Source organism: Metabacillus sp. FJAT-52054 (assembly GCF_037201815.1).
In the GTDB taxonomy this organism is placed as follows: domain Bacteria; phylum Bacillota; class Bacilli; order Bacillales; family Bacillaceae; genus Metabacillus_B; species Metabacillus_B sediminis.
Genome location: NZ_CP147407.1, coordinates 3884928 through 3908647, shown reverse-complemented (window position 1 = coordinate 3908647; position 23720 = coordinate 3884928). Strand labels below are relative to the sequence as shown.

At 46.8% G+C, this 23720-nt stretch carries 22 protein-coding genes; 15 read left to right on the top strand and 7 right to left on the bottom strand.

The window, feature by feature from the left end; genetic code table 11:
* The first annotated feature begins 17 nt into the window (after window positions 1-17).
* The gene (locus tag WCV65_RS20135; protein WP_338778927.1) at window positions 18-635 is read left to right on the top strand and encodes a hypothetical protein; all 618 of its coding nucleotides are present in this window, start codon (window positions 18-20) and stop codon (window positions 633-635) included.
* A gap of 35 nt (window positions 636-670) precedes the next feature.
* Here WCV65_RS20135 and hemQ read toward each other — a convergent pair whose 3' ends face one another.
* Window positions 671-1420 (bottom strand): hydrogen peroxide-dependent heme synthase, encoded by a 750-nt coding sequence (hemQ, locus tag WCV65_RS20130; RefSeq protein WP_338782379.1) that lies wholly within the window; start codon window positions 1418-1420, stop codon window positions 671-673.
* 267 nt (window positions 1421-1687) lie between these two features.
* Between hemQ and pta the strand changes: the two genes are divergently transcribed.
* A complete protein-coding gene (pta, locus tag WCV65_RS20125) occupies window positions 1688-2662 on the top strand; it encodes a phosphate acetyltransferase (protein WP_338778926.1) in 975 nt (324 codons plus the stop codon).
* A gap of 377 nt (window positions 2663-3039) precedes the next feature.
* Entirely contained in the window at window positions 3040-3882 is an 843-nt protein-coding gene (locus WCV65_RS20120; RefSeq protein WP_338778925.1) for a biotin/lipoate A/B protein ligase family protein, read from the top strand.
* 60 nt (window positions 3883-3942) lie between these two features.
* Here the strand turns inward: WCV65_RS20120 and WCV65_RS20115 are convergent, their stop codons facing one another.
* Complete coding sequence (locus WCV65_RS20115; protein ID WP_338782378.1) at window positions 3943-4716, bottom strand: RsfA family transcriptional regulator; 774 nt, start codon at window positions 4714-4716, stop codon at window positions 3943-3945.
* A 240-nt stretch (window positions 4717-4956) separates the two neighbouring features.
* Between WCV65_RS20115 and WCV65_RS20110 the strand changes: the two genes are divergently transcribed.
* The 3 genes from WCV65_RS20110 to WCV65_RS20100 all read left to right on the top strand — a co-directional run bounded on the left by WCV65_RS20110 (window position 4957) and on the right by WCV65_RS20100 (window position 7213).
* Entirely contained in the window at window positions 4957-5181 is a 225-nt protein-coding gene (locus WCV65_RS20110) for a DUF1450 domain-containing protein (protein WP_338778924.1), read from the top strand.
* A 185-nt stretch (window positions 5182-5366) separates the two neighbouring features.
* The gene (locus WCV65_RS20105) at window positions 5367-6674 is read left to right on the top strand and encodes an HD domain-containing protein (protein WP_035407951.1); all 1308 of its coding nucleotides are present in this window, start codon (window positions 5367-5369) and stop codon (window positions 6672-6674) included.
* A gap of 32 nt (window positions 6675-6706) precedes the next feature.
* A complete protein-coding gene (locus tag WCV65_RS20100) occupies window positions 6707-7213 on the top strand; it encodes a YwgA family protein (protein ID WP_035407953.1) in 507 nt (168 codons plus the stop codon).
* Window positions 7214-7755: 542 nt separating this feature from the next.
* On the opposite strand, the gene WCV65_RS20095 is transcribed toward WCV65_RS20100, so the two are convergent.
* Window positions 7756-8523, bottom strand: coding sequence for an arylamine N-acetyltransferase (locus WCV65_RS20095; protein ID WP_338778923.1), 768 nt, complete (start codon window positions 8521-8523; stop codon window positions 7756-7758).
* A 61-nt stretch (window positions 8524-8584) separates the two neighbouring features.
* Window positions 8585-8773, bottom strand: a complete 189-nt coding sequence (locus WCV65_RS20090; RefSeq protein ID WP_338778922.1) for a 2-hydroxymuconate tautomerase — start codon at window positions 8771-8773, stop codon at window positions 8585-8587.
* A gap of 123 nt (window positions 8774-8896) precedes the next feature.
* On the opposite strand from WCV65_RS20090, the gene WCV65_RS20085 reads away from it, so the two are divergent.
* Both WCV65_RS20085 and WCV65_RS20080 read left to right on the top strand, forming a co-directional pair.
* Window positions 8897-9571 carry a site-2 protease family protein gene (locus WCV65_RS20085; protein ID WP_035407959.1) on the top strand — a complete coding sequence of 225 codons (675 nt, stop codon included), beginning with the start codon at window positions 8897-8899 and terminating at the stop codon, window positions 9569-9571.
* A gap of 13 nt (window positions 9572-9584) precedes the next feature.
* Window positions 9585-10094, top strand: coding sequence for a YwhD family protein (locus WCV65_RS20080; RefSeq protein ID WP_035407961.1), 510 nt, complete (start codon window positions 9585-9587; stop codon window positions 10092-10094).
* Between the two features lie 35 nt (window positions 10095-10129).
* Here WCV65_RS20080 and WCV65_RS20075 read toward each other — a convergent pair whose 3' ends face one another.
* A complete protein-coding gene (locus tag WCV65_RS20075) occupies window positions 10130-12196 on the bottom strand; it encodes a transglycosylase domain-containing protein (protein WP_338778919.1) in 2067 nt (688 codons plus the stop codon).
* Between the two features lie 235 nt (window positions 12197-12431).
* On the opposite strand from WCV65_RS20075, the gene speE reads away from it, so the two are divergent.
* From speE to argS, 4 genes are all read left to right on the top strand, one after another.
* Window positions 12432-13262: a spermidine synthase gene (speE, locus tag WCV65_RS20070; protein ID WP_338778917.1), complete on the top strand. Its 831-nt coding sequence runs from the start codon at window positions 12432-12434 to the stop codon at window positions 13260-13262.
* A 55-nt stretch (window positions 13263-13317) separates the two neighbouring features.
* Window positions 13318-14196, top strand: coding sequence for an agmatinase (gene speB / locus WCV65_RS20065; protein WP_338778915.1), 879 nt, complete (start codon window positions 13318-13320; stop codon window positions 14194-14196).
* Window positions 14197-14445: 249 nt separating this feature from the next.
* Window positions 14446-14877, top strand: coding sequence for a DUF1934 family protein (locus WCV65_RS20060; protein WP_338778913.1), 432 nt, complete (start codon window positions 14446-14448; stop codon window positions 14875-14877).
* Window positions 14874-16544 carry an arginine--tRNA ligase gene (gene argS, locus WCV65_RS20055; protein WP_338778911.1) on the top strand — a complete coding sequence of 557 codons (1671 nt, stop codon included), beginning with the start codon at window positions 14874-14876 and terminating at the stop codon, window positions 16542-16544. Before WCV65_RS20060 ends, argS begins: the two co-directional genes overlap by 4 nt.
* Before the next feature lie 495 nt (window positions 16545-17039).
* On the opposite strand, the gene uvsE is transcribed toward argS, so the two are convergent.
* Both uvsE and cls read right to left on the bottom strand, forming a co-directional pair.
* Window positions 17040-17999: a UV DNA damage repair endonuclease UvsE gene (gene uvsE, locus WCV65_RS20050; RefSeq protein WP_338778909.1), complete on the bottom strand. Its 960-nt coding sequence runs from the start codon at window positions 17997-17999 to the stop codon at window positions 17040-17042.
* Between the two features lie 27 nt (window positions 18000-18026).
* Window positions 18027-19223, bottom strand: coding sequence for a cardiolipin synthase (cls, locus tag WCV65_RS20045; protein ID WP_338778907.1), 1197 nt, complete (start codon window positions 19221-19223; stop codon window positions 18027-18029).
* Between the two features lie 205 nt (window positions 19224-19428).
* Between cls and WCV65_RS20040 the strand changes: the two genes are divergently transcribed.
* From WCV65_RS20040 to WCV65_RS20030, 3 genes are all read left to right on the top strand, one after another.
* Window positions 19429-21540: a heterodisulfide reductase-related iron-sulfur binding cluster gene (locus WCV65_RS20040; protein WP_338778905.1), complete on the top strand. Its 2112-nt coding sequence runs from the start codon at window positions 19429-19431 to the stop codon at window positions 21538-21540.
* Between the two features lie 117 nt (window positions 21541-21657).
* The gene (locus tag WCV65_RS20035; protein ID WP_338778903.1) at window positions 21658-22836 is read left to right on the top strand and encodes an acetyl-CoA C-acetyltransferase; all 1179 of its coding nucleotides are present in this window, start codon (window positions 21658-21660) and stop codon (window positions 22834-22836) included.
* 27 nt (window positions 22837-22863) lie between these two features.
* The gene (locus WCV65_RS20030) at window positions 22864-23715 is read left to right on the top strand and encodes a 3-hydroxybutyryl-CoA dehydrogenase (RefSeq protein WP_338778901.1); all 852 of its coding nucleotides are present in this window, start codon (window positions 22864-22866) and stop codon (window positions 23713-23715) included.
* Window positions 23716-23720: the final 5 nt, after the last annotated feature.

Sequence of the window (23720 nt, the reverse complement as noted above, 5' to 3'; positions counted from 1 at the left end):
TTAAGGGGGCGTTTAAAATGATGGGATTTTATAGAACCGGAAATTCGCTGGCCTATAGACAGGTCAGGGCAAATATCATTACATTAAGCGAGATTCAGCTGATGGGCTTTGTTTCCGCTGCACCGGTTTTAACCATTACCGGAGATGATGGAACGAGCTTTCGGGCAAGGAGCAGCGGCAATGGAAGCTATCGGCTGACAGGGGATAAGTTTCTTAAAATCGGAGTCAGCTACCGGATCGCGGATTTAAATGTCAGAGCGGCGGTTCCAAAGCTGCTGGAGGCAAGACAGACTGCAGCGAATCAAATTGAAATGGTATATGACCGCCCGTGTGACCTGGCATCTGCTGTAAAGGTGACAAATTACTGGATAAGAGTCAGTCAAGCACAGCCCACGGGAATCGGGACAGTGGGGATGAATGGCCGTTTGCTTCCATCAAACAGTCTAACCCCGCAAAATTCGGTTATTGCCCCGACGGATTCAACGAAAATGAGATTTACCATCCTATTTAAACAAAATGCGGTGCCAGGTATTGTCCACGAAGTTCTGCCATGCTTCGTTAATCAGGAGGGACATACCGGATACCGCGGGGAGAACTGGGATCAGGATAGCCGCAACCAGTTTACTGCGCGTTAAAAAAAGCTCTTTCCGCTGGGAAAGAGCTTTACTCATTAAATATGAAAAAAAGATGGTACTTTCTCAGCGGAAAGAATATTCCCTACATAGAAGGATCCAAATTCGCCGTAGCGTGCGCTGACTTCGTCAAAACGCATTTCATACACTAATTTTTTGAATTGAAGAACGTCATCTGCAAAAAGCGTAACGCCCCACTCATAATCATCGAAGCCGACTGAGCCGGAGATGATTTGCTTTACTTTGCCCGCATATTGTCTGCCGATCATGCCGTGGCTTCTCATCAGGCTTTTGCGCTCGTCCATCGGAAGCATGTACCAGTTGTCATTGCCCTGTCTGCGCTTGTCCATCGGATAGAAGCAAACATGATTTGCTTTCGGAAGCTCCGGATACAATCTTGCCCGGACTTGAGGGTTTTCATAAGGATCGCCATCTCCTGCAAGGTAATTGCTCAGCTCGACAACGGAAACGTATGAAAAAGCCGGCAGGGTGAATTCAGCGAGACGGGATTTGTTAAACTCCATCTCAATCTCGTTTAATTCCTCCATCGTCGGTCTTAAAACCATCATCATGAAATCAGCTTTTTGCCCGACAATGCTGTAAAGGGCGTGACTGCCTTTTCCTGCTTTCTCGACGGCGCCCCATTTTTCAAGAAGGCCTGTGAATTCGCGGATGACCATTTCGCGCTCATCGCCCGTAAGCATTTTCCATGCTGCCCAATCAAGCGTTCTGAAATCATGGAGACTGTACCAGCCATCAAGTGTTTGTGCGGCTTCGTTTTTTGGCATTTCGTTCAAGTCGATCCACTCCTATTCTCACTATGTATTCTAACCTAACTATATCATAAATTAACGGTTCGCTCTGTGAATAAAACTTGCAGGAAACAAGGATGATAAAAGAGGGAAAAAAGGTACAGATAAGAAGTCAGTCAGTTTTGAAAATAAAGAATTATTCACTGATAACGCTGTCATAACGGGAGATGACTTGAATTTCCTGCTGAGTGAAGTATCCTAAACTAGGAAGCATTAGAGGCACTAAATAAGGAGGGCATTCATTTGTCAGATTTATTTGCAACGTTAAAAGAAAAAGTAACCGGTAAAGATATAAAAATCGTTCTTCCTGAAGGGACAGACGAGCGTATTCTTGAGGCAGCATCCCGTCTTGCTGCAGAAGGCGTATTAAAGCCAATCATCATTGGAAACAAGCAAGAGGTTGAGCAGAAAGCAGCAGACCTGAATGTAAAGCTTGAGGGTGTTGAAATTAAAGACCCGAACAGCTTCGAAGGCTTTGAAGATATGGTTCAGGCATTTGTTGAACGCCGTAAAGGAAAAGCAACGGAAGAGCAGGCGCGTGAAATTCTGAAAGACGAAAACTACTTCGGCACGATGCTTGTATATACTGGACAAGCTCACGGCTTGGTAAGCGGAGCGGCACACTCTACAGCTGATACCGTTCGTCCGGCACTTCAAATCATCAAAACAAAGCAAGGCGTGAAAAAAACGTCCGGCGTATTCATCATGGTCCGCGGAGACGAAAAATACGTATTTGCTGACTGTGCCATCAACATTACTCCAGATGCTCAGGACTTGGCGGAGATTGCAGTTGAAAGTGCCAATACAGCAAGCATGTTTGACATCGAACCGCGTGTTGCGATGCTGAGCTTCTCAACTAAAGGATCAGCTAAATCACCTGAAACGGAAAAAGTGTCAGAAGCGGTAAACATCGCAAAAGAATTGGCTCCAAACCTTGTGCTTGACGGTGAATTCCAGTTTGATGCGGCATTCGTTCCATCTGTAGCAGAAAAGAAAGCTCCGGACTCCGTAATCAAAGGCGACGCAAATGTATTTGTATTCCCGAGTCTCGAAGCAGGGAACATCGGCTACAAAATCGCACAGCGCTTAGGAAACTTCGAAGCGGTCGGACCGATCCTTCAAGGCCTGAACATGCCGGTCAATGACCTTTCCCGCGGCTGCAGTGCAGAGGACGTTTACAAGCTTTCACTTATAACAGCAGGACAAACGGTACAATAATTTTTGTTAGGGAGCTGGACTGAAAGGATGAAAAATCCTTTTGGTGCCGGCTCTTTTTTTTATGAAGAGGTGTCCAAGAGGGGACAGTCCCGTCATGCTTCACCGTAACGGGGGACAGAGACCGCACAGTGCAAGCCTTTATGTATCAACGGTTTGAAGATGTGGTGCCGGAGCTTTAATACGGTAAAATTGGAGGGGACTGGCCCCGCTGCGCTGCTGCCCCGCCACCGCAGATGTCACCGCTAACCACAAAAGCGCCAGTCCGCCCCCGCAGTTCCCCCCTAAGCACAGAAGAGCCACTCCCTTTTTCTGCACGGAATAGTTCATGCTATAATAGAAACACTGCAGAACGATCGGATAGAAAGGATCACATGACCATGACAGAAAAGTCTTTAAACCTATTAATGCAGCCTGAATGGAGAATACTGGATCAGTCCAGTCTTGGACCCCAATTTGACGCAAAGCAGTCATTTGCTTACGATGATACTCTTTGCACGTCAGCGGGATCCTTGGCGTCCCCTGCGACGGCCAGGACGTGGGTTCATCACGACACGATTGTTTTGGGGATACAGGATTCCCGGCTGCCCTTTATAGATGAAGGGATTGAGTATTTAACCTCTCGAGGGTATCGGACAGTTGTCAGGAATTCAGGCGGCCTCGCGGTTGTGCTGGATGAAGGGGTGCTGAACATCTCTCTTATTTTTCCTGAAACAGATAAAGGGATTGATATAAACAGAGGATATGACGCTATGTGGGAGCTGATCAAGATGATGTTCCCCGGCCATGCAGCTGGCATAGAAGCAAGAGAAATCACGGGTTCCTATTGTCCGGGCAGCTATGATCTAAGTATTGGCGGCAGAAAATTCGCTGGAATATCGCAAAGGCGCCTTCGAAACGGGGTCGCTGTGCAAATTTATCTTTGTGTAACAGGCAGCGGATCGGACCGTGCGGAGATCATCCGGAATTTTTACGAAAAGAGTCTGAAGGGAACGGCGACAAAGTTTGAGTATCCGGTCATTGTTCCGGAAGTAATGGCGTCCTTAAGCGAGCTTTTCGGATTGGAATTGAGCATTCAGGATGTGATGCTCAAACTTCTTACTTCCTTAAAAAACCTCAGCGGACGGATTTTTTCGTCCTCTCTTTCTATGGAAGAACAGCTGATTTTCGAAAAGAACTTGACCCGGATGATCGAAAGAAACAAAAAAATAGGGATTTCCTAAAAAGAGACGCCCCCGAAACGGGAGCGTCTTCTATATTTAATAGGGGGAGGGGTCAAAGAGTTATTCGGCTACTTTTTCAAGGTTTCCATTCCGGTCCATTTTGAACTTTGGAGCAGAACGGTCTTCCTCTTCAAACAGAGTCAGTTTTCTTGCGCGATTCATGATTTTCATCAATGTTTCATAGTCTTCCTGAATCGTATCGGAATCTTCTTCCATTTTAGCAATTCTGATTTCCAGTTCTTCATTACGACTTGCGAGCTCATCCAGTTCCCGCTTTAAGCGGATGTTTTCCTGCTTAAGCGCAGTACTGTGGTTTGCTCGGCTTTCGTATGTTTCAAGAAACGAAATGACTTGATCCATCGTAATGGCTCCTGATGATACAGGTAAGCTAGCAGGCTGTTTAAGGGTTGTATAGGAAACCCCATTCAATTCCTCGTAGTCCAGCTCTTCATCCTGTACAGGTGCTGTATAGAATGAAATAGCAGGTTCATAGGTTTGCTCCTCTGCGAACTCCTCTTTATAGGCCGGCTTTACCGATGCTTGTGATGCCTCAGGCGGTGCATAGAGCAGCTTTTTCTTAGCCGGCTGGCCTTTTCCTAGTGCTCTCATTTTTTGTTTCCGCTGTTTTTTCGCAAGCTGCAGTGCTTTTTCATATTGATGGCGCACGACTGCGTTCCAGCGGAATCCGCATGCGGCGGATGTACGGTTTAATTTATCTCCAACTTCTTCAAATGCATTCAGCTGCGTACTTCCTTCACGTACATGACGCAGAACGGTTTCGGCTAGCAGCAGGTCATTTTCTTCAGACCAGGCATCCTGTCTCTGTTTCATGATCTCAACTCCCATATACTGTAATGTTTTCCTGCTAACAGAATGGCCTGATTTCTAATCTTTTATACATATTTTTGAAAGGATAATAGAAAAATTATGAAAGTTTCGGAAGATGATTGAATTCTTTATGAGCTTGCAAGCGGTGAATAATCGGGGTAAAATAGCCCTTAGTGTTTTAAAAAGACAATGAGGGCTCTGGCTCTTACTATAGAAATTTTCATGAAAGAAAGGAAATGGGGATTCATGGCGAATGAATTTCGTATTTGCGACGATTGCCAGGCAACCAACATCAAAACCCTCGTCCCCCGCTTGAAAAAAGCGGACCCTGAAGCAGCCATTGATATCGGCTGCCAATCATACTGCGGACCAGGCAGAAAAAAATCGTTTGCATTCGTAAATAACCGTCCGATTTCAGCCTTGAGCGAGGATGAACTGCTGGATAAAATTGAAAAAAAACTGAACAAATAAATCGCCGGGCACTGTTTTGCCTTGGTGATTTTTTTCTTTTCATGATTCCGATTATTCATCCTTTAAATAGGGCAATACATGACTATGCCCTCTAATGCATTTATTTCAAAATATAGGAATTTTTCATTCAGCTGCACCACGAAAACGGCTATAATGGATACAAGTAAAACGGAAGAGGGAAAAGAATGGCAAATCGCAACGGTAAATTGTCCGAAGAAAAGGTATTTAAAGACCCGGTTCACCGTTATATTCATGTCCGGGACAAGCTGATTTGGGATCTGATCGGTACGCCTGAATTTCAGCGTCTGCGGAGAGTCCGCCAGCTTGGCACAACCTATCTTACTTTTCACGGGGCCGAGCACAGCCGGCTGAATCATTCTCTGGGAGTATACGAGATTGTACGGAGGATCGTTGATGACGTCTTCAAGGGAAGACCAGAATGGAATGAGGAAGAACGCCTTGTCAGTCTTTGTGCGGCTCTGCTGCATGACCTGGGCCACGGGCCATTTTCCCATTCCTTCGAGAAGGTTTTCCATATGGATCATGAAGACTTTACCCGCAGAATCATTCTTGAAGATACCGAAGTCAATCGGGTACTGAAAACGGAAGGCAGAGACTTTCCGAAAAAAGTGGCAGAAGTCATCGCTAAAACCTACTCCAATAAACAGGTGGTTTCCTTAATTTCAAGCCAGATTGATGCCGACCGCATGGATTACCTGCAGCGTGATGCCTACTACACGGGAGTGAGCTACGGCCATTTTGATATGGAACGGATTCTTCGCGTCATGAGGCCAAGAGAGGATCAGGTTGTCATTAAATACAGCGGAATGCATGCTGTAGAAGATTACATCATGAGCCGATATCAAATGTATTGGCAAGTTTATTTCCATCCCGTCACACGAAGTGCGGAAGTCATATTAACGAAAATCCTTCACCGGGCAAAGCAGCTTCATAAAGAGTACTATTCCTTTAAACAGGAGCCGGTTCACTTCTACTCTTTATTTGAAGACGAAGTAACATTGAAGGATTATTTGAAGCTGGACGAATCTGTCATTCTCTTTTATTTTCAGGCTTGGGAAGAGGAGCAGGATGAAATTCTCTCCGACCTGTGCCGCCGGTTTTTAAACCGCAATCTATTTAAATATGTTGAATTCAACCCGTCTAATGAACAGATGATGAAGCTGATGGAGCTGAAAGCCCTGTTTAAGAAAGCGGGAATCGACCCTGAATATTACCTTGTCCTGGATTCCTCATCCGATCTGCCATACGATTTTTACCGTCCTGGAGAAGAGGAAGAACGCCTTCCGATCCATCTCCTTATGCCAAGCGGTGAAGTCAGGGAATTATCCAGACAATCAGAAATCGTAGACGCCATTTCCGGAAAAAGAAGAACGGACCACAAGCTGTATTTTCCGCGTGACCTCATAGAAGATTTATCAACAAAGCGAACGGCAAAGAAAAAGATTATGGAACTGCTCAATCTGAATAGATAGAGAGAAAAACGGAGTTAGGAGATGACGGGGAATTGCTTAACGAACACGCAAAAGTCTTGAAGGTGTTTTCGTCGGCCGGAGAAGTCATTGGACGGAAGAAACTTCAAAAAATGATCTACATCGCGAAGAAAATCGATTATCCATTTTATGAAAAATACGATTTTCACTTTTACGGACCATACTCAGAGGAACTGACCCTCAGGATTGAAGAACTGTGCAACCTTGGATTTGTAGATGAAGTTCGGGAAAAGAAAGGCGGATATTATCAATACCGCTACAATTTGACCGAGTCCGGAGAGGAATTTCTGGCGAACCATGACCTTAATATTCCGCCGCTGGACGTCTGCATGACCGACCTGAACGGACAATCCGCCCGGTTTCTTGAACTCGTATCCACCGTCCTGTATTTTGACAGCCTCGAGCGGGAAGAGGTAAAGGAAAAGGTGTTTACCCTCAAAAGCAAACAGAAGTACACAGAAGAAGAAGTCGATGAAGCGTACACCTATGTGGAAGCGCTGAAGGAGAAAACAAAGCATTAAGAAAAACGGGGCCGATCCAGTGGATTTGCCTCGTTTTTATTGCTGTGATTTCGATGTGCATTGTCCTTTGCACTCTTTGCACTGACCCCCGTTGAATCACCGCACTGGGGGCCAGAGCAAGAAATCAGCCAGTCTGCGCCAGATCGGCGATAGCAGAGTGAGGGGACGGAGGTTTAGTGCTTTAGCAGAGCGGGGGTCAGTGCACTGCACTGACCCCCGTCGAATCACCGCAGCGGGGGCCAGAGCAAGAAATCAGCCAGCCTGCTCCACATCGGCGTTCGAAGGGTGAGGGGACGGAGGTTTAGTGCTTTAGCAGAGTGGGGGTCAGTGCAAAAACCAGGCTTGCACTCTGTAAATCTTCTAACCGTCACACGGTGCCAGTCCCCACATTCTTCACCGCAGCAGGGGACAGAGGCCATACTCTTTGAAGCCTTGCCCAGCAAGGGTTTAAAAAGCGGGTGCCGGAGCTTTCGTTCACTAATGAAGCGCGGGTCAGGAACCCGCGCCGGTTATTATCTGCAAATCCATTAGCAAAGCAAGAGTCAGTGCAAACCAAACTCTCTCTCTGCAATCTCTGTAAATTCCTCAGCAGAAATCCCGTTCTTCTCTGTATGACCGCCCTCTGTTACCGAAAAGGATGACTCAGATAACGTTTTAAATCCAGCTTCTGTCCGCATTGCAGCAAGCGGCTTCTTATTAAACGGGGAGTCGGGATGCTCATGGATTTTTGTCTGCATGTTTTGCAAACCAGCCAGGTTCAACACCCTGTCCGGGTTAAAAGCGTAGCCTGTTTTCCAACCGTCATTCTCTGCAAGCTTCATTTCAAGCAGATGGCTGCCTTCGCGCGTCTTTTTTTCTATGACCCGAAATTGGCCTGCCGATGATTCGATGATTTCGCCATTCATCGGGATCGGCTTTTGAGCGACATTTGTTCCGAATCCAGCGTCGAGAATATAGGAGCCGTCTTCTGTGCGGATTAAGACAGCAGCATGGGTGCCGCTCAGGCTCCAATTCTGTATGGCATGGTTGAATACGGTTCCCTGGACAAGCTGTACATCAAAATGATTCTCCAGTAAAAAATAGTACAGAAGCGGATTTAATTCATAGCAGACGCCGCCCTGGTTCTGCTCAATGATTTTTTCGAAAAGGGATTCAGCATTGAGCGGAATGCTTCTGTTCTGCAGGATCCCCAGGTTTTCGAATGGAATGTGATGGGCAAAGGCGGTTAAAATAGTTTCCAGGTCTTGAAATTGAATGCTTCCTTTGTCTTTGAGGCCAATTCTTTTAAAAAATGATGATTGAAGATTCATCTGTTTTCCCCCTATTCGAAAAAACGGCCCGCCGATGACTCAGCAAGCCGTTTTCATATGATTATTCCATATCGCTTAACCGTTTTCCGGCAACACCGTAATGGTTTTTCGTCATTTCTTCAATGAAAACGACGATTTTGTCTTCAGATGCTCCAGTGGTTTCAGATACAGCGGCTGTTACTTTTTCAACGAGGGCTTTCTTTTGCTCTTCTGTACGGCCTTCAAGCATTTTTACGGTTATGTACGGCATTTAGAATCGCTCCTTTAGAATTGTTTGCATCCATAAGAACTTGAGACTGATATTCATCTTTAAATATAGTATACTTTAATCAGAAAATCGATGCAGTGATTATGTGTCAAAGGAGAAGTGCGCGTGGAAGATACATTCAGTTTTTTGGCCTTTGATTTAGAAGTGCTGCCATATGTGATCCTGACCTTGCTGGCTGCATTTACGGTGCATGAATTTGCACATGCCTATGTTGCATATAAATTTGGGGATCCGACAGCGAAAAATGAGGGCAGACTAACCTTATCACCGATTGCACATCTGGACCCTTTTGGAACGATTCTGATCTTGATTGCCGGTTTTGGATGGGCAAGACCTGTTCCGGTTAACCGGTTTTATTTTAAAAAGCCAAGACTTGCAGGCGTGCTTGTCTCCGTTGCAGGACCGGTGAGCAATCTGCTGATGGCCTTTTTAGGCACGGCTGTATGGAGCATCCTCCTCGTATCGGGAACGGCTGAGAGCTTCTCTCCGCAAGTCACGGATGCCTTGAAGAATTTCTTTGATATTTTTGTCGGCTTAAACGTTACATTATTCCTGTTCAACCTGCTTCCGCTGCCTCCGCTAGACGGATACCGGATCCTTGAGGATTTGGCTCCAAGGACATGGAGACCAAGGATGACGCAGTTTGAAACATACGGATTTATTGTATTTATCGTATTATTCGTGACACCTCTCGATCAATACACGGTTTGGCCGTTTCTAGAAACGGGCAGATATTTAGTTATGAACCTTTTTTATGGGATATTAAACCCGCTGTTTTAGGAGGCTTTTTACAATGGAAGAAAAAAAGAAAAAGAGCATAGGCTTTAATATCATCAAAAGTGACCCGACAGACGGGCATGGCGGCTTCGGTGTCGGAGCACTCAGCCTGGATAACATTTCTCCGGTCTTCGTAGACGTAAATGAAGGGGAAGCATTTGTCGATATCGGCGCGATGCATGCCCGCAGTGTAGTTGAAAAGGGCATTAAATTCCTTCCGAATAAAGAGGATGTGCCGGATGCAAAACCATTCTGGCTCGTCTGGGTAACCATCGACCGCAAGCCTGAAGGACCATACTACGCTGGTGTGACCGCCTGTGAGATGACGGTCAACCGGGAAATTAGAAGAGGCTATAAATCCTTACCGGAGCATGTGAATAAAATGGATAAATCCATGAAACGGCAGATTATGGTCGAGCATATGGATGAGAGGTCCAAAGAGATTCTTGCCCAATTCCTCATCTCCCACGATGCCGGAATGTGGCAGCGTTCAGAGGCGAAGCTGAAGGAAGATTTGAAGGCTTAAATAAAGAAAACCGAGCGGATCGCCGCTCGGTTTTTCTAATCCCAAAATTTTAATTTCTTCCAGAAGCTTTCCTTTTGCTTCTCTTGCTTCTTAGCAGGCTCATGTCTATGTTCCAGGTGTTCTATGCACATCTCTGTTGGCTCAGTTCCGGCCAGGTAATATACAAAACGCTTAACCGGACAGCCGGGGCCTGCAAGCTTGCCGTTCTCCGGATTAATGTAGACGCCGGTAACGCCTTCAGGAGGCTTGAACTCCTTAAGCGGTTTTCCTCGCAAGGCGTCTTCCATAAAACCTGCCCATATTTTTTTGGCATAGGAGCGCTCTTCAACCTGTTCAAGCGCCTTATCTCGGTCATAGCCCGTCCATACACCAGTAACCAGGTCCGGACTGTAGCCGATCATCCAGCTGTCTGTTTGGGTTGAGCCTGATTTGCCCGCGTAAGTACGCGTCAGATTCTTGGTGATTTTATCGCCGGTTACAGAGGTATAAGCGTTTAGCTTTGTATCAAACATTCCCGTCATCAGCTGAGTCGTCACGAAGGCTGCTTTTTCATCCAATACCTGCTTTCCAGCTGCTGGTTTTCCTTCATAGAGGACGTTTCCGGTAGCATCCTCGATCCTTGTTACATACACCGGTCTGATTCTTTTCCCCCCATTAGCGAGAATTCCATAAGCATTTACCATTTCTTCAAGCCTCGCCGGTGCCGTTCCAAGTGCTAGCGATGGCAGTTCAGGAAGCTTGCTGGTGATTCCGGCCGCTCTCGCAGTCTCCGCGAGCTTTTCCGGTCCGATAAACAGATGGGTTTTAACAGCATAGATGTTATCGGAGAGGGCGATCGCCTGGGCGAGAGTGATGGGTCCGTTCGCATAGTAATCATTGTAGTTGCTTGGTTTATACGTTGATTTTCCCGAATCGTATTCAAAGACAGTCGGTTTGCTGACCATCAGGGTGGATGGCGTAAAACCGTTCTGGATGGCTGCATAGTACAGGAACGGTTTGATTGTCGATCCTGGCTGCCTGAAGGCCTGTGTTACCCGGTTAAATGGACTCTTATCATAGTCCCGTCCTCCTGCCAATGCCCGTACTGCTCCGGTTTTCGGATCGATGGAAATCAGCCCTGTCTGGATAGCGGAATCGGGATCAATGACATCCTTTACCTGTTTCTCAGCTTTTTGCTGAAGCACAGGATCGAGCGTCGTATAGATTTTCAATCCGCGGGTCGAGAGGGCTCCCTGTTCTACACCAAGCAGCCTGGCCGTTTCTTTCAATGCCTGATCATAAAAGTAGGGAGCATCCGTTTTCGCTTCCTCTTCAGGTTTCGGCCCTGCATAAATAAGGGGTTCGCGCTCTGCTGAGGCTGCCTGCTCCCGTTTTATGGCCCCTGCACTGACAAGTGAGCTTAAGATCAGCTTCTGCCGCTCCTTTGCTCTTTTTTCATTTAAGAAAGGAGAGTATTGGCTTGGTCCTTTAGGGATCCCTGCAAGCATGCTCGCTTCGGCAAGTGTCAATTCTTTCGCGCTTTTCCCGAAATATGTCTTCGAAGCCGCTTCAATGCCGTAGGCTCCATGCCCGTAATAAATGGTATTTAAATAGCCTTCCAGAATTTCATCCTTGCTGTAGTTCACTTCAAGGCGGACCGTATAAAAAGCTTCCGTCAGCTTCCTCGTCCAGGTTTTGTCATGGCTTAAATAAAGATTCCGGGCATACTGCTGGGTAATGGTACTGGCACCCTGAATTTTGGCCATTGCTTTCAGGTCGGCTAAAGCCGCTCCGGCAATCCGTTTGAAATCAAATCCGTGATGCTCGAAATAGTGGCGGTCCTCTATAGACAAAGTGGCCTTAACCGCATACGGGGAGATATCCTCAAGGTTCGTCCAATAGCGTTTTTCCCCATAATGCGTTTCTCCCAATTTTGAATGATCGCTTGCAAATAGAATGGTTGACTGTGGTACGTTTAAAGACGGAGGCCCCTGCAGCTTGGCTGTAAGCAGAACCATGCCCGCGGCTATGGACATCAATGCGAGCAGCATCAAGCCAATGAAAAATAAAGCGCGAACCAGTTTAATTGTCCGGCGTATTCTTGAAGGATGGATCACGTTCATTTTTTTACACCCCGTTTCGTCTCAAATCTCTTCTTACCATTATGGAAAAAGATCTGTATTTCTAAACAGCCGGGGGCCGATAGTCCTTAAAAATTTCTTGCATTTTTGCAGGATTCCTCTATACTTTTTTAGAGATTGGGATAGGGTTTTGTTTTAGGCGGTTGGGGTAGGTTAACTGTGTACAAACAAGACGGTCTCAGAAATGACAACACATACTCGAAAGGATGATCAAAACATGTCCGAACTTTGGTATACAGAGAAGCAGACTGACAGCTTTGGAATCACGATGAAAATTAAGCGCACTTTACATACAGAACAAACGGAATTTCAGCACCTGGAAATGGTAGAAACCGAGGAGTTCGGAAACATGCTGTACTTGGACGGCATGGTCATGACGTCTCAAAAGGATGAGTTTGTTTACCACGAAATGGTTGCGCACGTTCCTCTTTTCACTCACCCGAATCCTGAGAACGTTCTTGTAGTAGGCGGCGGAGACGGCGGAGTCATCCGTGAAATTCTGAAGCACCCGAGCGTGAAGAAAGCAACGCTTGTTGATATTGATGGAAAAGTAATCGAGTACTCTAAAAAATATTTGCCGGAAATCGCCGGGAAGCTTGACGATCCACGCGTAGACGTAAAAGTAGGAGACGGCTTCCTTCATATCGCTGAGAGCGAAAACGAATATGACGTAATTATGGTAGACAGCACAGAGCCTGTTGGACCGGCTGTAAACTTATTTACAAAAGGCTTCTATGCCGGTATTTCAAGAGCACTTAAAGAAGATGGAATTTTCGTCGCTCAATCGGACAACCCTTGGTTCACACCTGATTTGATCCGCAACGTGCAGCGCGACGTTCGCGAAATCTTCCCGATTACGAACCTGTATATTGCAAACATTCCAACGTACCCAAGCGGCATGTGGACATTCACGATCGGATCGAAGAAATACAATCCGCTTGAAGTACCGGAAGACCGTTTCCACGAAATCGATACGAAGTACTATACAAAAGAACTTCATAAAGCAGCATTCGTACTGCCGAAGTTTGTACAGGACTTAACGAAATAAGATGAATCAAAAGGGCGTTTAACCAAACGCCCTTTCCTAAATTGGAGGGTGAAAAATGAAATTTGATGAAGCTTATTCAGGTAACGTATTTATTAAAAGCCATCCGTCTTATGAGGAAAGCGAGGCGGTTATTTACGGCATGCCAATGGACTGGACCGTGAGCTACCGTCCGGGATCAAGATTCGGCCCGTCCCGCATCCGCGAAGTGTCCATCGGCCTCGAGGAGTACAGCGCCTATTTAGACCGTGAGCTGGAAGAGGTTAAATACTTTGACGCCGGCGACATCCCTTTGCCGTTCGGCAACCCGCAGCGCAGCATTGACATGATTGAGGAGTACATCGACGGGCTTATGGCAGCGGACAAGTTCCCGCTTGGCATGGGCGGAGAGCATCTTGTATCCTGGCCGGTCATGAAAGCTGTCGCGAAGAAATATCCCGATCTCGCAATCATCCATATGGATGCCCATACGGACCTTCGTGAGGAATACGAGGGAGAGCCGCTCTCCCATTCCACACCGATCCGCAAAATTGCCGAACACATCGGACCTGAAAATGTATACTCTTTCGGAATCCGTTCCGGAATGAAGGAAGAATTCCAATGGGCAAAGGAAGCAGGCATGCACATCTCGAAATTCGAAGTGCTCGAGCCTCTGAAAGAAATTTTGCCGAAGCTTGCCGGACGTCCGGTATACGTAACGATCGACATTGACGTATTGGATCCTGCTCACGCTCCTGGAACGGGAACCGTAGACGCAGGCGGCATTACATCTAAGGAATTGCTTGCGTCCATCCACGAAATCGCCCGTTCTGAAGTGAAAGTGGTTGGAGCAGACCTTGTAGAAGTTGCACCAATCTACGATCCATCCGAGCAAACAGCGAACACCGCGAGCAAGCTGATTCGCGAAATGATTTTGGGCTGGGTTCAAAAACGATAGATAAAAAAAGGACTGTTCGCATAAGGCGCCGTTTTTGGCGATTTATTCCGGACAGTCCGTTTTTATTTCCTGCATGATAATTTGATGAATAAACCTGCCTGTAAAAGCCGTATGAATTTAAATAACCATAAGAGGGGAGCACCTCCCTCTTTGTGGAAGTTTCACTTTTTTACCAATTCCTCCGGGCTATTGAACTTTGCATGAAGAATCTTTATACTATTGTAGTTATAGTGGAAGGATGTGTCTTAGATGAAGGAACAGACACCAGTAAGTCTCTACATTCATTCGAAGATCCGAAATGATGGAGAGACGGAAACAATTGAATTCCGTTCAAGCGGCAGCTTTTACATAAAAGACTCAGTTCCTTATCTTACTTATAAGGAAGAGCAGGAATACGGCACGATTCAGACCATCGTGAAAATGAAGCCGGAGGAAACGATTGTCTTCAGGAAAGGCGCTGTCTCCATGAAGCAGCGTTTTATTAAGGATGCTGAAACGCTCACTCACTACAAAACTCCTCTCGGAACTCTTCAAATGACTACCTATACATCGAGGGTAGCTCAAATCATTAACCATGAATCCGCTGAAGGCAAACTGGAGATTGAATACGAACTGCATATGGGGGAAGGACAAACTCACCTTCACACCCTTTTGATTGATTTTAAGGAGGCCAAGTCATGAACATCGTCGAGCAAATGAAAGAACGTTTAAAACAGGAAGTAAAAGCTTCAGTTCAAACTGCAGGGCTTGCAGAAGCATCCCAAATACCGGACGTTGTGCTGGAAGTGCCTAAAGAAAAAGCGCACGGCGATTTTTCAACAAACATGGCCATGCAGCTGGCAAGAGTCGCTAAAAAAGCGCCGCGCATGATTGCAGAAGAAATCGTCAATCATTTCGATAAAGAAAAAGCTTCTATAGAAAAAATTGAAATTGCAGGACCGGGCTTTATCAATTTTTACATGAACAACGCCTACCTGACAGACCTTGTACCGGCTATTTTAGATGCTGGTGAAAAATATGGAGAGTCCAATATTGGAAACGGCGAAAAGCTTCAAGTGGAGTTCGTGTCCGCCAATCCAACGGGTACGCTCCACCTTGGACACGCCCGCGGCGCAGCTGTAGGTGATTCACTGTGCAACATCCTTGCTAAAGCAGGCTATGATGTATCCAGAGAATATTACATCAATGATGCAGGAAATCAAATCAATAATCTCGCTCTTTCCATTGAATCCCGCTATCTTCAGGCACTGGGCCAGGATGCACCGATGCCGGAGGACGGCTACCACGGCAAGGATATCCAGGAAATCGGCCAAAAGCTTGCGGACGAATACGGAGACCGCTTCGTTTCAGAGGAGCAGGCTGAGCGTCTCGGCTTCTTCCGTGAATACGGGCTGAAATTTGAAATGGATAAACTGAAAAAGGACCTGAATGAATTCCGCGTGCCATTTGATGTTTGGTACTCAGAAACAAGCCTTTATCAGAACGGGAAAATTGATCAAGCCCTTGAAGCGCTTCGCGAAAAAGGACACATCTTTGAAGAAGAGGGCGCGACATGGTTCCGCTCTACTGAATTCGGTGATGACAAAGACCGCGTTTTAATTAAAAACGACGGCTCTTATACCTACCTGACTCCGGACATTGCGTATCACAAGGACAAGCTGGACCGCGGCTTCACAAAGCTCATCAACATCTGGGGTGCCGATCACCATGGCTACATTCCCCGCATGAAAGCGGCAATTGAAGCACTTGGCTATGGAAAAGACACACTTGAGGTTGAAATCATTCAGCTCGTTCATCTCTACAAAGACGGCGAGAAAATGAAAATGAGCAAACGGACCGGAAAAGCGGTTACGATGCGCGATTTGATGGAAGAGGTCGGCCTTGACGCAGTCCGCTACTTCTTCGCGATGAGAAGTGCCGACACGCACATGGACTTTGACATGGATCTCGCTGTATCCAAATCCAACGAAAACCCTGTATTCTACGCACAATACGCGCATGCCCGCATTTGCAGCATGCTGCGCCAGGGCGAGGAAAAAGGTCTTTCATACGGCCGTGAAAATGTGCTCGGTTCAGACCTATCCGAAAAGGAAATCGACCTGCTGAAAAAATTAGGCGAGTTCCCGGAAACCGTGGCAGACGCTGCCCAAAAACGGATTCCGCATAAAATCACCCACTATATTTTCGACCTGGCTTCTACTCTGCACAGCTTCTACAACGCAGAAAAAGTGCTGGACCCGGAAAACGATGATAAATCCAAAGCCCGTCTCGCTCTCATGAAAGCGACTCAGCATACATTGAAAAATGCCCTGACGCTCATTGGAGTATCGGCTCCGGAAAAGATGTAAGGTTTAGGCCCCCGTACCTTTTTGGTGTGGGGGTTTTGTTTTTGTGCTTTGTTTTTGTGCTTTGTTTTTGAACTTTGTTTTTGTGCTTTGTTTTTGTGCTTTGTGCTTTGTACTTTGCACTGACCCCCGCCGCTTCACCGCATCAGGGGACAGAGGAAGGGAGCTGCAATCCCTTGGTACGTAAGAGTTTACAGGGTGCGGTGCCAGAGGTTTAGTGCTTTATCAGAGCGGGGGTCAGTGCACTGCACTGACCCCCGCTGCTTCACCGCATCGGGGGACAGAGGAAGGGAGCTGCAATCCCTTGGTACGTAAGAGTTTACAGGGTGCGGTGCCAGAGGTTTAGTGCTTTAGCAGAGTGGGGGTCAGTGCAAACCCGCGTACACCAAGTACCAGCCGCGCCTCAAACCAAGTGCAAACCCGCGCAAACCAAGTGCAAACCCGCGCAATCCAAGTACCAACCGCACACTACAAATAAACCCCCACACAACCCCCCAATCACCAAACCACACTCCCCCCATCCACACGCTTCACCCCGCGGATCGCTGAAATTTCCTCGATCAGCTTCAACAGGGCCAAATCCTTCATCTTCGCTTCAATCATGACATCCACATCGACGTCAAATTCCTTCAGCATTTTGAGCAGCGGCCGAATAAACTCAAGATCGACATAATCTGAATGGCTGCGGTATTCTTTTTCTGATTTGGGTGAAGAGATATGGATCTTTGGTGCAAGTCCTGTCTGTTTCCACGTATCAAAAAATCTTGGAAGCAGATCCTCTAATTTTTGATCGCCTTCGTTTTTATTTGCCTGATGGTGATGATAATCGAACATGAGCGGGGTGCCGCCTTTTTCGCATACTTGCAAGGTTTCTTCCGTCGTATAGGTTTTATCATCATTTTCAAGCGTCATTCTCGAAAAAACCGGAGAAGGGAGCGATTGAATGTTTTCAAAAAAGCGCTCCGCCGATGCGGTTTTATCTCCGTACGCTCCGCCAACATGCAGGTTGATCAAGCCTTCTTTTTCGAGCCCCATCGCTTCGAGCATCGCATAGTGATACTCCATGTCTCTGACTGAGTTTTCCGTGATGGATGGCCGATCGCTTGTGAACAGCGTGTACTGGCTAGGGTGAAAGCTTGTCCGCATCTTATGTTTCTTTACCAGCTCGCCAATTTTTTTAAATTGATCCTTAAATGGCGCAACGAAATCCCAGCTCACTTCAGGATGAGTGGCGAGCGGAACGAGGCTCGAAGAAAAGCGGTAAAGATGGATTTCGTGCGCAATGTTGTAATGAATGATGCGCAGTGTATGCTCAAGGTTTTGCTTCGTGACACGGCAAAGAGCTTCTTTGCGTTCACTTTCTTCGAGCTTTTGATATCTTGCAAAGGTCATCGTTTTTGAGGGGGAGCAATCCCAGAGGGAAAGGGCGTTTGCAACATAACCAAACCGTATTTTCATTTCTCTCTCCTTTTCACCGCATGTGCTTTACAGGAAAAAGGACACAGCGGACGCGGCTTTTTCTTTCGCTCTTTGCCACAGCGGTCTTTGTAAGTAGTCTTCATATAACAGCTGTTCCGAATCGTGAATATCCTTCACAATACTCCGCTTCACTTTGGCTGTAAAAGCTTTGTCCTGGATTAAAGCGTTCATTTCATCGTTTAAATACATGCTCCGTTTATCAAAGTTTGCGGTTCCGATATCAATGAAATCGTCATCGACTATAATGATTTTGGCATGATAAAACCCCAGATAAAACCGGTATACCTCTGCACCTGCTTTCAGCAAAGGCCCGTAATACGGAAAAGCAGCCTCTTTCACAAAAAGGTGATCAGAGCGCATGGGAACGATGATTTTTACTTTTACCCCTCTTTCAAGGGCGCGAAGCAATTCAATCTGCAGCTTCGCACCGGGGATAAAATAGGGCGAGCAAATAATCAGCTCTTTTTTGGCTCGATGGATAAAAGAAAGGAACTGATCATCGAGGGCTTTGCCGTAAGTTGAAACAAACCGGTACGAAATGCTGCCGTCTGCTCCTGCCGGGAATTTAGGTTTGTCTAAATAGCTTCCTCCTGCATTTCGCCAATCTTTGCGGAACTGCTCCTCAAGGTCCTGAACCCCGGCTCCGGTAAATGATAGATGGTAATCGCGCCAGTATCCGAGCTTTGGATTTTTTCCTATGTATTCTTTTCCGATGTTATAGCCGCCCAGGTAGCCGGTTTTATGATCGATAACGGTGATTTTCCGGTGATTTCTGGCGAGCAGCGTAAAGAAGAAAAATGGAAATTTAGGGTTGTGGGAATAGGCAAGCGCGACTCCCTGAGCCTGAATTCGCTTTAAAAGTTTTTTAGGGGCTTTGGCAGATCCAATCCGGTCCAGCATCAAATAAACCTTCACGCCATCCTCTGCTTTTTGGCCTAAAATTTTTAAGAAGCTCTGACTGATTTCCTCATCATTTTTTATAATGTAAAAGCTTGCATAAATACAAGTAGACGCCTGCTTCAAATCATTGAAATAGCGGGTGTAAAATTCCTGTCCATCAGAAAAAAACTGAATATCTCCCTTGCGGATCGGATAGGACTGGAGCCCGGCCTTCCGCACATGGCGGCTGTAAGCGATGGAAAAGTCAATGCGGATCCAAACGGTTATGAGCAGGGCAAGAAGTATTAGGATAAAAAAGGCCATGGCGGTTCCTTCTTTCAAAAATTAGACGTACCCTTATCATGGACGAGTAAGGGAAAATTATGAAAAAAGATTAAGGGAAAAGGATTGACTGAATGCTCATTCATAATTATGATGAAGATAGGGATAATTTCTGAAAATTTGTTTGTTTTTAAATTTTCAAGAGATAAGGGAGAAACCACATACACATACGTTAGGGGGAAACAGAATGAGCATACTGCTATGGATCAATCTGATTGCATTCTTGCTTGTAACCGCTTACGCAGTTGCGCTGTTTGTTCATTTAATCCGTTCCCGGATCGCATATATCCGGATGGGCAGAAAAGAAGAGTTTGACGGGAAATGGAAGGACCGGCTTGACCGGATTTGGGTAAACGTCTTTGGCCAGAAGAAACTGCTGAAGGATAAGAAGAGCGGAATCATTCATGTGATGTTCTTTTACGGGTTTATCCTCGTACAGTTTGGGGCGATTGATTTTATTATAAAAGGGCTGTCTCCAGGGGCGCATCTGCCGCTTGGACCGCTTTATCCCGGCTTTACATTTTTCCAGGAAATTGTGACGTTTGTCATTCTTGCTGCCGTCGTCTGGGCGTTCTACAGACGCTATATTGAAAAGCTTGTCCGTTTAAAGCGGAATTTTAAAGCGGGACTTGTCCTTATTTTTATCGGAGGCTTAATGATCTCCGTGCTTCTCGGTAATGCAATGGGCATCATTTGGCATGATCACGAACTGACATGGACAGAGCCGATTGCTTCATCGCTTGCGTTCATTTTTGGCTTTATGAATGAAACAGCCGCTATCGCTGTTTTTTATGTATCCTGGTGGGTGCATTTGCTGATTTTGCTGACGTTCCTTGTATACGTTCCTCAATCCAAGCATGCCCACTTAATCGCAGGGCCGGCCAACACATTCTTCTCCAGAGTGGGACCGCCTGCAAAGCTTGAAAAAATTGATTTTGAAGATGAATCAAAGGAATCCTTCGGGGTTGGGAAAATAGAAGATTTTAAACAGTCTCAGCTGATTGACCTTTATGCCTGTGTGGAATGCGGAAGGTGCACAAACATGTGTCCGGCAACCGGTACAGGAAAAATGCTTTCGCCAATGGATTTGATTTTGCGCTTAAGGGATCACCTCACAGACAAGGGGGCAGCTGTAACGTCCCAGACACCATGGGTACCGGCTTTCGCATTTGCTGAAACACAAGGGAATCAGCTGGCCATGGCTTCAGCAGGTCAGGGTTCCAAAGAGGCAGCCGCAGCTGCAGCGTACAATCCGAGCCTGATTGGCGAGGTTATCACGGAAGAAGAGATTTGGGCGTGTACGACTTGCCGGAACTGTGAGGATCAGTGCCCAGTCATGAACGAACATGTGGATAAGATCATTGATCTTCGCCGCTATCTTGTTTTGACAGAGGGTAAGCTTGATGCTGATGCACAGCGTGCGATGACGAACATTGAACGTCAGGGAAATCCATGGGGACTAAACCGGAAAGAACGCGAAAACTGGCGTGAAGCGCGCGAGGATGTGGTCATCCCGACGGTGAAAGAGCTTCAAAAACAGGAGGAAGAGTTTGAATACCTGTTCTGGGTAGGTTCCATGGGCTCCTTCGACAACCGCAGCCAGAAAATTGCTCTTTCCTTTGCAAAGCTGATGAATGAAGCGGGTGTGAAGTTTGCCATTCTCGGCAATAAGGAGAAAAACTCAGGCGATACGCCAAGAAGACTTGGAAATGAGTTTTTATTCCAGGAGCTGGCGACGAAAAACATTGATGAATTCGAGAAAATTGGTGTGAAGAAGATCGTCACGATCGATCCGCATGCCTACAATATTTTTAAAAATGAGTATCCGGACTTTGGACTGAATGCAGAGGTTTATCATCATACGGAGCTGCTTGCAAAGCTTGTGAGAGAAGGCAGGCTTAAGCCGGTTCATGAAGTGAAGGAGACGATTACCTTCCATGATTCCTGCTACCTCGGCCGTTACAATGATGTGTATGATGCACCGAGGGACCTTCTAAAAGCAATTCCGGGCGTCAAGCTTGTTGAAATGGCCCGTAAGCGGGAAACTGGAATGTGCTGCGGAGCCGGCGGAGGTTTGATGTGGATGGAAGAGGATACAGGAACCCGCATCAACGTAGCAAGAACCGAACAGGCGCTTGCTGTGAATCCAACTGTAATCAGTTCCGGGTGTCCTTACTGCCTGACGATGCTCAGCGATGGGACGAAGGCAAAGGAAGTTGAAGAAACGGTATCCACCTACGATGTAGCCGAGCTGCTTGAAAAATCGGTCATTGGAGATGTCAAGAAGGAAATTGCATAAAAACGGGAGATAAGGCGGTGCTGTATGTACTGCCTGTCCCTTTTTAACTGAACTGAGCGAGCGTTCAGTCGCTATTAAATGTAAGCGTTTGCTACTAAACTTGAGGAGGAAAACATGATGGGAAAAACGGTAATCGTTGGAGGAGCACGTACACCTTTTGGCAAGTTTGGAGGAGCACTTCAGTCTTTAACGGCTTCAGAGCTCGGCGGAATTGCCGTGAAGGAAGCGCTTGAGAGAAGCGGAGTCCGTCCGGAAGATGTCGGCGAAGTGATTCTCGGAAATGTTCTTCAGGGAGGGCAAGGACAAATCCCTTCAAGACAGGCAGCACGCCATGCGGGCATCCCATGGGAAGTAAAAACAGAAACCGTGAATAAAGTATGTGCGTCCGGATTAAGAAGCGTAACAATGGCCGATCAGATTATCCGTGCAGGGGACGAGGAAATCATTGTCGCAGGCGGCATGGAATCTATGTCAAATGCGCCATATATCGTTCCGAAGGCAAGATGGGGGCTTCGGATGGGGGATGCGGCTGTTAAGGATTTAATGGTCCACGACGGCCTTACATGCAGCTTTGAAGGGGTGCATATGGGCACGTACGGCAATTCAACAGCAAGAGATTTAGAGATTACAAGAGAGTCCCAGGATGAGTGGGCACTGAGAAGCCATCAGCGTGCTTCAGAAGCAATCAAAAAAGGAATTTTCAGTGAAGAAATCGTGCCGGTCAGTGTTCCGCAGAGAAAAGGAGACCCAATTACCGTGGATCAGGATGAGGCACCGCGTCCGGATACTTCTCTTGAAAGACTCTCAAGCCTCAAACCGGTTTTCGGCCATGAAGGTACGATCACAGCGGGAAATGCGCCGGGCGTAAACGATGGAGCAACAGCGTTTGTTCTGATGAGTGAAGAGCGGGCTGAAAAAGAAGGTAAAACCCCATTAGCCACAATCATTGCTCATACTGCAGTGGCAATGGAAGCAAAGGATTTTCCTAAAACACCGGGTATTGTCATCAACGAACTGCTAAAGAAGACCGGCAAAACGGCTGCGGACATTGATTTGTTTGAAATCAACGAAGCGTTTGCGGCTGTGGCTCTTGCAAGCAATCAGCTGGCAGATTTGGATCCGGAAAAAGTGAATGTAAACGGCGGGGCAGTAGCACTGGGGCATCCGATTGGTGCAAGCGGAGCACGCATCCTTTTAACGCTTATTCATGAGCTCAAACGACGGGGCGGTGGCACTGGGGTTGCAGCCATCTGCAGCGGCGGCGGCCAGGGCGATGCGATTATGGTGCACGTGTAAGCAATGATATTCATAGGGGGATGGAAAATGGAAATTAAAAAGGTAATGGTGATTGGAGCCGGCCAAATGGGTTCAGGGATTGCCCAGGTTTGTGCTATGGCTGGATTCAGCGTCATTTTGCAGGATTTAAAGGAAGAATTTCTGGAACGGGGATTTGCAGGGATTGCAAAAAACCTTCAGCGACAGGTAGATAAAGAAAGAATGACCGGAGCAGACAAGGAAGAAATACTGAACCGGATTGAGCGGTCAACCGCCATTTCAAGCGCCGGCGAGGCTGATCTCATCATTGAAGCAGCCATTGAAAACATGGAAATAAAGAAGCAAATTTTCGCCCAGCTGGATGAAATCGCCCCGCAGTCAGCGATCCTTGCGACGAACACATCTTCACTGCCTATTACTGAAATCGCGGCTGCCACAAAACGGCCCGGCAAAGTCATCGGGATGCACTTTATGAACCCGGTACCGGTTATGAAGCTTGTCGAAATTATCCGCGGTCTTGCAACAGAGGATGAGGTTTATGCAGCAGTGGAGGAAATGACACGAAAGCTTCAAAAGGTGCCGGTCGAGGTAAATGACTTCCCGGGGTTCGTCTCTAACCGGATTTTAATGCCGATGATTAACGAAGCCATCTATACGCTGTACGAAGGTGTCGCTAGCCATGAGGCCATTGATGAAGTGATGAAGCTCGGGATGAACCATCCAATGGGGCCGCTGACTCTCGCTGATTTTATCGGTCTGGACACGTGCCTTTATATCATGGAAACGCTCCATGAAGGCTTCGGTGATGATAAGTACCGCCCATGTCCGCTTTTGAGGAAGTATGTAAAAGCAGGCTGGCTTGGCAAGAAAACGGGCAGAGGTTTTTACGAATACGCTTGATCAAG

Coding starts and splice junctions, on each gene's coding strand:
- argS (WP_338778911.1), top strand. CDS start 14,874: ATGAACATCGTCGAGCAAATGAAAGAACGTTTAAAACAGGAAGTAAAA.
- WCV65_RS20110 (WP_338778924.1), top strand. CDS start 4,957: ATGGCGAATGAATTTCGTATTTGCGACGATTGCCAGGCAACCAACATC.
- WCV65_RS20040 (WP_338778905.1), top strand. CDS start 19,429: ATGAGCATACTGCTATGGATCAATCTGATTGCATTCTTGCTTGTAACC.
- hemQ (WP_338782379.1), bottom strand. CDS start 1,420: ATGCCAAAAAACGAAGCCGCACAAACACTTGATGGCTGGTACAGTCTC.
- WCV65_RS20030 (WP_338778901.1), top strand. CDS start 22,864: ATGGAAATTAAAAAGGTAATGGTGATTGGAGCCGGCCAAATGGGTTCA.
- WCV65_RS20060 (WP_338778913.1), top strand. CDS start 14,446: ATGAAGGAACAGACACCAGTAAGTCTCTACATTCATTCGAAGATCCGA.
- WCV65_RS20090 (WP_338778922.1), bottom strand. CDS start 8,773: ATGCCGTACATAACCGTAAAAATGCTTGAAGGCCGTACAGAAGAGCAA.
- WCV65_RS20035 (WP_338778903.1), top strand. CDS start 21,658: ATGGGAAAAACGGTAATCGTTGGAGGAGCACGTACACCTTTTGGCAAG.
- speE (WP_338778917.1), top strand. CDS start 12,432: ATGTCCGAACTTTGGTATACAGAGAAGCAGACTGACAGCTTTGGAATC.
- uvsE (WP_338778909.1), bottom strand. CDS start 17,999: ATGAAAATACGGTTTGGTTATGTTGCAAACGCCCTTTCCCTCTGGGAT.
- WCV65_RS20080 (WP_035407961.1), top strand. CDS start 9,585: ATGGAAGAAAAAAAGAAAAAGAGCATAGGCTTTAATATCATCAAAAGT.
- WCV65_RS20105 (WP_035407951.1), top strand. CDS start 5,367: ATGGCAAATCGCAACGGTAAATTGTCCGAAGAAAAGGTATTTAAAGAC.
- WCV65_RS20075 (WP_338778919.1), bottom strand. CDS start 12,196: ATGAACGTGATCCATCCTTCAAGAATACGCCGGACAATTAAACTGGTT.
- cls (WP_338778907.1), bottom strand. CDS start 19,223: ATGGCCTTTTTTATCCTAATACTTCTTGCCCTGCTCATAACCGTTTGG.
- WCV65_RS20095 (WP_338778923.1), bottom strand. CDS start 8,523: ATGAATCTTCAATCATCATTTTTTAAAAGAATTGGCCTCAAAGACAAA.
- WCV65_RS20120 (WP_338778925.1), top strand. CDS start 3,040: ATGACAGAAAAGTCTTTAAACCTATTAATGCAGCCTGAATGGAGAATA.
- WCV65_RS20135 (WP_338778927.1), top strand. CDS start 18: ATGATGGGATTTTATAGAACCGGAAATTCGCTGGCCTATAGACAGGTC.
- speB (WP_338778915.1), top strand. CDS start 13,318: ATGAAATTTGATGAAGCTTATTCAGGTAACGTATTTATTAAAAGCCAT.